We start from the raw sequence: 8,902 nt of genomic DNA, 5'->3' as shown, positions 1-8,902 counted from the left end.
AGGGAAATGCTTAAGGGAGCTGTGTTAAAACGGAGAATGCTTTCACAGTTATCCTTAGCAATCTTGTGTGTAAATAATTTCTAACTGCTAAAAGCCAAGAACCATTGAAAACTGCATTCGTACTGTCAGGAGGAGGAGCGAGAGGGATTTCTCATATTGGCGCTTTGAAGGCACTTTATGAGTATGGAGTTCGTCCGGATATTATCAGCGGGACAAGTGCCGGGGCATTTATCGGGGCGATGCTTGCTTATGGATATAGTCCGGATGAGATGCTGGCAATTTTTATTAAAACGAGCTTACGGAAATATCTGGGGCTGGCATATACCCTCTCAGGATTTTTGAGCCTTGAAAAAGCGGAAAATTTGCTTAAAATTTATATTCCTGAAAATTCATTTGAGTCATTAAAAATTCCGCTTGTTGTGACGGCGACAGACATCGTGGCTGGTGAAGAAGTCTATTTTCGAAAAGGCGAACTGGCAAAACCGGTTCTTGCGTCCTGCGCGTTGCCGGGTATATTCAAGCCTGTTCAGTTCGAGGGAAGGCATTTGATCGACGGCGCAATATTCCACAACCTGCCAGTTGCTGCTGTCGAAAAAGAGGCTGACTATATCATTGGTATTCACTGCAATCCGATCGAAATGAACAAAGGCGCTTCGCATGTGCCTAATATTCTATATCGAAGTTTCCGACTGGCGATGCGTGGAAAAGCACGGGCCAGCCTGGATCGGTGCGACTTACTGATCGAAGCTCCCGAACTTTCGGCCTTCAATCCATTTGATTTTCGGAAAGGGCAGCAGATTTTTGATATCGGATATCGGTATACCAAAAATCTGCTGGGGCGACAAAACGTGGAAATAGACAGTCCCAGAAAATCAACCAACTGATCTTACGACTTGCCCTTTTCCAGCTTCGAAATAACCAAGGCACCCACCTTCCGGCCCTGGTCCAAGCCGACGTCGATCGCGTCCATATAGTGAATACCGCCGTAAAAACGGGATATGGCTGCTTCTTCCGCTGCTTGTTTGAAGGAAGTAAAGGGTCTGGCTTTCAGCCCAAAACGTTCTTCCACTGTATCGGTATATGCAAAGTTTTCACCCAAATAATGCGTCAAAATCACTGAAACAGCTCCTGAAACTACCGAGTGTCCACTCAGATATTCCGGAAATGGAGGTGTTTGCAGAAACGGTGTCCATTTCGGGTCAATATATTTCCTTATTGCAGTTTCCGGGCGGATGCGATTGCTGCGGTATTTTTCATCCCAACAGGTCATAAAAGCGTCCATCATCCCGACGGCAACTGAAGTAGTGATCTGCAAAGTTTTACCAAAATCCAATTTGGCTTTTTTACAGGCGATATCAGTGATACCCATCCAGTGTGAACCGGGGGATATCTTTTTCATCCCTACTAACAAATGCCCCTTTGTGTCCAAAGCAAATGGATTACAGTCCCAAAATGCTGCAATCAGTTTGCTATTACTGTCAAGTTTCATCTCATAATTCTGCTTCAATAATTTGAAGAATTCCGAGTTTTTGTTTTCTGAAAAAGCAACTGGTGGAATGGGCTTGAACTGAGATGCAGAGTCCAGTATAAAAGGTCGAACGGTATTGAAATAAGGTTCAACAGGCGGAAAATATCCCGGAGGCGTCGGATACCAGTTTCCATTACCTTCTTTTGGCTCATATCTTGGATAATTGCTGATCAGGTTATATTTATCCCCCTTGGCATACTTCATAATTTGCTTGCTGACCGAAAGCGCATATTCCAGAGAAGCGGCAATCACTTCGTCGGACATACCAATCGTGCGGCATGAATCCACCAGTTTGTCTTCATACTGGGAAAGCATCTTCCCGGTTGGCTGTATCTTTTTTGCAGTTTCCAGTATCGCCAATGCGGCACTCAGCTGGTAAGATATTTCTACACCCGCAGCAGGTTTCTCTATTTCCGGAAAGCCGTTTAACACCTGATGCATACTATGATAGCTCGTATCAAATTTTGCCACAACTTCATATCCGGCCAGACAACTATAAGCGAAAAAACGGCTTCCCAATGGCGGGTTCGTGACATCATGAACCATGACATCTGTCATTTGCGAGGTGATCTGCCCGATTATGTCGCCTCCTAACTCCTGATTTTGATTTGATTTTGGGTTACAACCAGCCAACAGGCAAACGATTCCCAACATTAAAATGATGCAATTCTTCATTATATAAGCTACTTTTTATCAATTCATTTTATATGCTTTCACCGCGCGCTGATTGATCCCAAACAGCAATTTATCTCCAACGGAAACCACACTTCTCACGTCGCCCGTAACTGCAAAACCTGATTGATTCTGAGGTACATAATTGAAATTACCTTTTCCATCACCCTTCAGCAAGATACCATAATTGGCATCGTATTTTCCGAAACGCAATCTGGCTTTACTGATATTTCCACACAACAGCAGGTCTTTCTTTCCGTCGCGATTATAGTCCAGCGAGGTGATTGTAAATACCGGAGAATCCTGAACCGCCAGAGGCAATTTCTTGATTGTCAACTTATTACCTGCACCGGCTTCAAAATAAGTGGTGGAAAGTATATTGGCTGATAACGAAGTCGCTCCCTTCAATTCTTCTTCTGAGAAAACATCTTTCACAGTGGCTTCCGCATAACTTTTATAGTCATTAAAACGTGGACGCATGATGCTCATCTGATCCAAAAGTTCGTCTCTGGTGATGTAGGGATAGCTTTTCCCCTGAATATAGAAACTCAGAATCGGATCGATCGCGCCATTGTCGTCAAAATCTTTATATAATAATTCCGCAGGTTCGGTATCGCTGGCTTTGCACTGGGTATTCAAACCGATATTTCCGATCACGAGATCCGTTTTTCCATCTCCGTTCAGGTCTTCGGCCAGGATTTTATTCCACCAACCTTTGTAGGATTTGTCGAAATATGTGCTTGTTGCGTCCTCCAGTTTCCCTCCTGCTATTTTAAATACGGTCACCGGCATCCACTCTCCCACTATCACTAATTCATTTTGCTTATCACCGTTCAAATCTGCGAAGGCGGCATCGGTTACCATTCCGATCCGTTCCAGAGCTGGTGCGATTGAGGCCGTCTGGTCAGAGAATTTACCAGTACCGTCATTTATCAGAACATAACTTCGCGGTGGTTCCGGATATCTTCCCGGGATGACACGACCGCCCACAAAAAGATCCGGTTTTCCGTCTGAATTAAAATCAGAAACACGCACACAGCTCGTGCTGGTCAGCATTTTGGGAAGCCCGTCTGTTTTTTTGATAAAATTACCCTTTCCGTCGTTGATATATAACCTGCTTTGGAGCAGCACGTCTTCGGGCATAAAACTGCCATATCCGCCGCTGCATACAAACAGATCAAGCGCCCCGTCTCCATTCACATCCACAAAGGCCGCATCCGTATCCTGACTTTTCTTATCTGCATCAAAGGCAGGAATATTTTTAACAGAAAACGCACCCGACTTGGAGCCAATGAATAATTTCGCTGGCTCACCTGAGCCTCCGCCAGCATATATGTCTTCCACTCCGTCCCCGTTAATATCGCCCTTTACAAGACACGGGCCCGAAAATGACAATGGATTTACCAGCAAAGGCTGTCGTTTGAAATCATTCGTTTTGATAACAGCATTACCAAACGCTATTGGCGATCTAACTTCGGAAAAGGCAGTTTTTAGAACTGCACTTTTTGCACCATTTTCCTTTGCATTCTTTTCTGATAGTGCTAAAAGCCGGTCAGCTTTTGGATCAATTATCTTCTCGGATTTACCACTCAACCAGGTAACCACAAGAGAGTCAATTTTACCTTCCTTTCCTAAACCAAAATGCAGCTTTGGCGAGACGCTCGACTGGTATCCACGTGTCGGCATTTGCTCCAGATATTGCTGGTTACCATTCTGATAAACCGTAACCTTTGCCCCTAACCCAAGCGTATTTTTGTCAAGCCCTTCCAGTTTTAGTGCGAGATAATGTTTCCCGGATTCCTTCCCTACGTCGTTCCGATATATAAATGCAGGAATATTGATATTGTTAACAACCAAATCCAGATCGCCGTCATTGTCCAGATCGGCATATGCTGCACCGCCGCTATTCGAAATTTCACCCAATCCCCACGACTCGGCAACGTTTTGAAAAGTCTGATCTCCTTTATTTTGGAATAAGTAATTTTTCATATTGGAAGATGGCATTTTATACACCATTTCCAACACGTCTTCCCGGCGAACCTGTCCTTCAATCCGTTTTAGATGATCGCCCATATACTTCACAAAATCCATATTTGTAAAGTCGCGGAGATTGCCATTGGTGATGAAAAGATCCTTCCAGCCATCATTGTCCAAGTCAGCAAATAGCGAGGCCCAGCTCCAGTCGGTATTAGAAACGCCGGCCAGCTGACCGATTTCAGAAAAAGCCAATTTGCTTCCGTTACCCTTTGCTCCAACCCCTAAGCCAGTATTTAACTGAAGCATATTGCGCATATACTGATGGTGATATCCCATCTTCACGTTGAAATCGAAGAGCTCATAATTGTCAAGCCCAGCCAAAAGTTTCTGACGGCGGTTGTCTTCAGGGAGCATATCAAGTGTGAAAATATCAAGCAAACCGTCGTTGTTAAAATCGGCAATATCATTGCCCATTGAAGAGTGGGAAGTATGCCCGATGGCAGAATTCGTGACATCCGTGAATGTTCCGTTTTTATTATTGATATATAGAAAATCAGGAACGGAATAGTCGTTAGAAATATACATATCCGGCCAGCCGTCCTGATTGATATCTGCAATACCAATTCCCAGGCCATAAGTCAGAGGGGAGCTACGAATTCCGGCGGCTTTGGTGATATCTGTAAAAGATGGCTCTCCACCCTTTTCGTCATGGCGATAGAGGCGCACACCCGCCATCGGATCGTCTTTTTTGAGAATATCTGCAGTGCTTGACTCATCCAGAATCGGGAGAGATCTTGGGTTATGATTTAATAAGAACATATCCAGGTCGCCATCGCGATCGAAGTCAAAAAAGCTGGCCTGAGTACTTGTATTTGGATCAACCAGACCATACGCCCCGGCTTTGTCCTGAAATTGCGGAACTCCCTGTGCGTTGTTTCCTGTATTTATAAATAACTGATTTTTAAGGCTTTCAGGAGAAACATTACCAGAATAGCAAACAAATATATCAAGCTTTCCATCACCATTCACATCAGCCATGGTGACACCGGTTTTCCACGGCTTTTCCCTTCCTGCGGCACCAGACGCAGTTGTGATATCCTCGAATTTCAGGTTTCCCTTATTGAGATATACCTTATTGGAAACCATATTACCGGTGAAGTATATATCTTCCAGACCATCGCCATTTAAATCACCAACGGCTACCCCTCCACCATTATAGAAGTACTCATACATTAATACGTTGGTATTAAGCCCTTCCGTCAGCGTGTTGCTAAATTCGACGCCAGTTTCAGTGGCAGGCAATAAAGTAAAAATATGCTTTTGATTGTCTTTGGCCCCACTTTCAGTTTTTTCCGGAGAATTACATGAAAGTATAACAAAAGGCAGGCAGGCGATGCTAATATTTCTTATTAAGAGTAAAATGTTATTCATACGAGAGATTGACGCCGGATTCATATACAAAAAAAAGACTATGCCTTTTAAAAGAGGCATAGTCTCAATTATAATGTAAAAATAACTACTTATTTGTCATATTCAGGTTGCTGTGATGATTATTGATTTTCTTGCCGCAGGGACATTTTATTGCCATACACCGTTTACCCTGGTTTTAGAAAAGCTTCTGGTCGACTGGTGTCCGTCGCTATAATTTGCGGTCACACTAAATGAGATATAGGCGTTGGATACATTTGGATTTGTCCCATCTGGATCAATATTTGGAATTGAAAAGTATCTTTGATTAGCTGCGAGGGAAACGGAGCCGCCAAAATTGTTACTTGTAACCCCGCCGTATGAGACAGTGAGACCTGTACACTCAGCCACCTGAGTAAGCTGCCAGGACAAATCAAATTGGTATGAGGTACTGATATTCAAATTCTTAGGGTCAAGATTGGGATAAAGCGCAATAGTGGCACCTTTATCCTTTTGAGATAATGACGTCGGGAGTTGGTTGCACATTCCGCCTAGCATAATCGATTGGTTGTCACCTCCGCCATATCCTGGAATCTCGTAACCTCCTTCATTTGTATGCGTAAAGCCAATGCAGTGTCCTAATTCATGAGCAATGTTTGAAATCCGTTGGCCTAGCGAATGCGATTGCACCAAATCCTGATTTATTTCAACCAAATTCCCCGGGTTTCCAGAGGACGGCCAGGCACCCCGACCACAAACACCAGAACCTAAATCGACCTTTGTAACCAAAATATCAAAAACACCTATTTGAGTTGGCTGATCAAGATATATGCCTGCACCAGATAAATTCCAAAGCTGCATAGCCGACAATATTTCATTTGTCTGCGCTGACATGGACGGGTCTATCGCGACTTTCAGAGAACGTCGCTTAGTAAAACCTACCAAGGCTCCGTAATAGTATTGATTGATCTTAGCAGAGGAATCAGCCAGCGACGGCACTTTCATATTCTTAGAAAAAACTATGTCACCTTCTGCAATAAATTCGTTTTCGCCTTCAACTATATTTTCATCTTTGAACCCAAGGGTTTTTATATATTTCAAGACTGCCTCGGCATTTTTCTGAGCATTTAATTTTTCTTGTGCGCTTAAATCTTTTTCTAAATCATGATTTGGGTCTGAGCAGGATAATACTCCTACCAAAAAAACTAATACAGTTAATACTTTAATGCACTGAGTTTTCATATTTAATACGTTTTGGTTAAGTATCAAATATAAAATACTTGTACATTATTATAAAAATAATTCTATAATTTTTTTTCGAAAAAATTATAGAACTTAATGATTAAGGCCTTGATCTTTTGAATTTACATCCAAAAAATCAAGGCCCTTAATCATTAATCAGCTCTATCGGTATTAATTCAATTAATTATCATATCCCGGATTTTGAGCTGTTTTCAACTTTTCATTACGGTTTACTTCGTCGCGACTGAAAGGACGGAAGTACATTTTATCAACCCATGTACGGTTTTCGTGAGAAGTTTCTTCTACCGGAGTGTAAGTGTAGTCGTAAACAGTTGGATCGTAGTGATAAGGCTCAGACATCGTTTTACCTGGCTTAAATTTACCCAACACATTGATATACTGTAATTTACGGCCCAAAGTTTCCTTCGCAATCATCCACCGTCTTGCATCGTGGTAACGTTGTTCTTCATATGCCATTTCGATTCTTCTCTCATGACGATATGCATCTCTCAACGCTGTTCCGGCTGCTTTGAGCGCTGGCATACCCGCACGGAAACGGATCTTATTAAGCCACTCCAATGCTACACCTTCCTGACCAAGTTCAATACTAGCCTCAATGTAGTTGAAAACTGCCTCGGTAACGCGGAAGAACGGCCATGGAATATTCTGACGATCCGTGTTATCGTAAAGTGAAGGATTCGGATCGATGAATTTACGCATGTAGTAACCGGTACGGCTACCGTTCCAGTCTTCTATTGAGCTCGACCGGGTATCCAAACCTTTACGGTTGATCAATTTTCCATCGCTATCAAGCAAATCGTAAGCACCAGTCTGGATCTGATTAGCCGGGTCTTTTGCATCCGAAGGACGTGGTTTCCAACCAGCACCATCATACATAACTGTAGCATAGAAACGAGGATCACGATTCGTGTAAGGACTTGCCTTCTGAGCAGGATTCGTCCAGCTGAAAGCAGTACCATCCATCATTTCATAGTCATCAACCAGCAAACCGATCGGCGTGTTTCCAGCCCAGTTGTGGTATCCGTTCGGACCGTTGTTCAAACCTGTCTGACGAGCACCTTCACTTAAACTTGGAGTAAAATAACGACCGAATATCAAATCTGTAGCTCCTGTAGGATCGATTGATTTGTCACCACTCGCACCTGCCATCGCCATCGCGATATAGTTATTTTTCCCATCATTCGCAGTTGCAGGAGCAGTAAGATTTAACTTATAACCTCCTGTGCTTGCTTCAATTACGGCCTTCGCAGCAGCTTGAGCTTTCACCCATCTGTCTTGTCTGTCACCAGTCAGATACCCTAACAACTCTGGTTTTGCGTAAGCGGCAATTAAAGCTGATTTCGCTTTGGCAGTAGGTATATCATGCAAATCGCTGGCTGCGTACAACAATACTCTTGATTTTACAGCCAGAGCTGCCAGTTTAGAGGCGCGGCCTTTTGCCATCGAAACTCCATCCAACAACAACGCCGAGCTGTCGCAATCACTAACGATCTGATTCACACATTCTTCCCAAGTGTTACGATCTACCGAATAATCCTCATTCAAGGCATATACTTTTTTGATAATTGGCACACCACCGTAATATCTCAGCAACTGCTGGTAGTAATATGCCCTCAAAAAGTACGCTTCGCCTCTCAATCTTTTCTTGAGAGCATCATCCGTAAAGGTCGCCACTGGCAGATTCTGAAGAGCGATGTTAGTCGCTCTGATCTGAATGTACATTTGGCTCCATCCGTAAGTTGCGTCAACCCAGCCAAGGTTGGAAGGGCTCAAACTTCCCTCGTTCACCGTGTTGATATTCCGGCCGGTATGCGTAAAAACTGCCTCATCCGTTAAAGACGCAAGCATTTGTTCGCTAAAACCTCCTTGCTGCAGCCCACTGTAAATACCTGTAACGAAAGCTTCTGAAAGGGCTCCATCTCCCCAAACTGCTTCACTAGGTATCTCACTAGGAGGCTGTACGTCAAGAAAGTCGGTATCACATGACCACAAGCCTAACGTGGCGATCACGCCGGCAAATAGTATATTCCTATATTTCAATTTCATATTTGTTAT

Annotated in this window: 5 protein-coding genes; 1 reads left to right on the top strand and 4 read right to left on the bottom strand. The window is 43.4% G+C overall.

The features are described 5' to 3' along the window. Positions 1–104 precede the first annotated feature (104 nt). Positions 105–884 carry a patatin-like phospholipase family protein gene (locus tag AC1XUD_RS21830; protein WP_483363145.1) on the top strand — a complete coding sequence of 260 codons (780 nt, stop codon included), beginning with the start codon at positions 105–107 and terminating at the stop codon, positions 882–884. Positions 885–886: 2 nt separating this feature from the next. Here the strand turns inward: AC1XUD_RS21830 and AC1XUD_RS21825 are convergent, their stop codons facing one another. The 4 genes from AC1XUD_RS21825 to AC1XUD_RS21810 all read right to left on the bottom strand — a co-directional run bounded on the left by AC1XUD_RS21825 (position 887) and on the right by AC1XUD_RS21810 (position 8,893). Further along, positions 887–2,203: a vanadium-dependent haloperoxidase gene (locus AC1XUD_RS21825; protein WP_483363144.1), complete on the bottom strand. Its 1,317-nt coding sequence runs from the start codon at positions 2,201–2,203 to the stop codon at positions 887–889. A gap of 18 nt (positions 2,204–2,221) precedes the next feature. Next, on the bottom strand, positions 2,222–5,608 hold the full coding sequence (locus tag AC1XUD_RS21820) for a VCBS repeat-containing protein (protein WP_483363143.1): 3,387 nt from the start codon (positions 5,606–5,608) through the stop codon (positions 2,222–2,224). Positions 5,609–5,755: 147 nt separating this feature from the next. Next, positions 5,756–6,826 (bottom strand): M57 family metalloprotease, encoded by a 1,071-nt coding sequence (locus AC1XUD_RS21815; protein WP_483363142.1) that lies wholly within the window; start codon positions 6,824–6,826, stop codon positions 5,756–5,758. Between the two features lie 180 nt (positions 6,827–7,006). Continuing rightward, the gene (locus AC1XUD_RS21810; protein WP_483363141.1) at positions 7,007–8,893 is read right to left on the bottom strand and encodes a RagB/SusD family nutrient uptake outer membrane protein; all 1,887 of its coding nucleotides are present in this window, start codon (positions 8,891–8,893) and stop codon (positions 7,007–7,009) included. Positions 8,894–8,902: the final 9 nt, after the last annotated feature.

The sequence above is a fragment of the Dyadobacter sp. HNCC25DJ184 genome (assembly GCF_056895215.1).
Note: the sequence above shows the minus strand (reverse complement) of the source record. Positions and strands in the feature narration are given on the sequence as shown.

Bases quoted from the DNA above. Each gene is read 5' to 3' on its own strand.
- AC1XUD_RS21815 (WP_483363142.1), bottom strand. From the start codon at position 6,826: ATGAAAACTCAGTGCATTAAAGTATTAACTGTATTAGTTTTTTTGGTA.
- AC1XUD_RS21810 (WP_483363141.1), bottom strand. From the start codon at position 8,893: ATGAAATTGAAATATAGGAATATACTATTTGCCGGCGTGATCGCCACG.
- AC1XUD_RS21820 (WP_483363143.1), bottom strand. From the start codon at position 5,608: ATGAATAACATTTTACTCTTAATAAGAAATATTAGCATCGCCTGCCTG.
- AC1XUD_RS21825 (WP_483363144.1), bottom strand. From the start codon at position 2,203: ATGAAGAATTGCATCATTTTAATGTTGGGAATCGTTTGCCTGTTGGCT.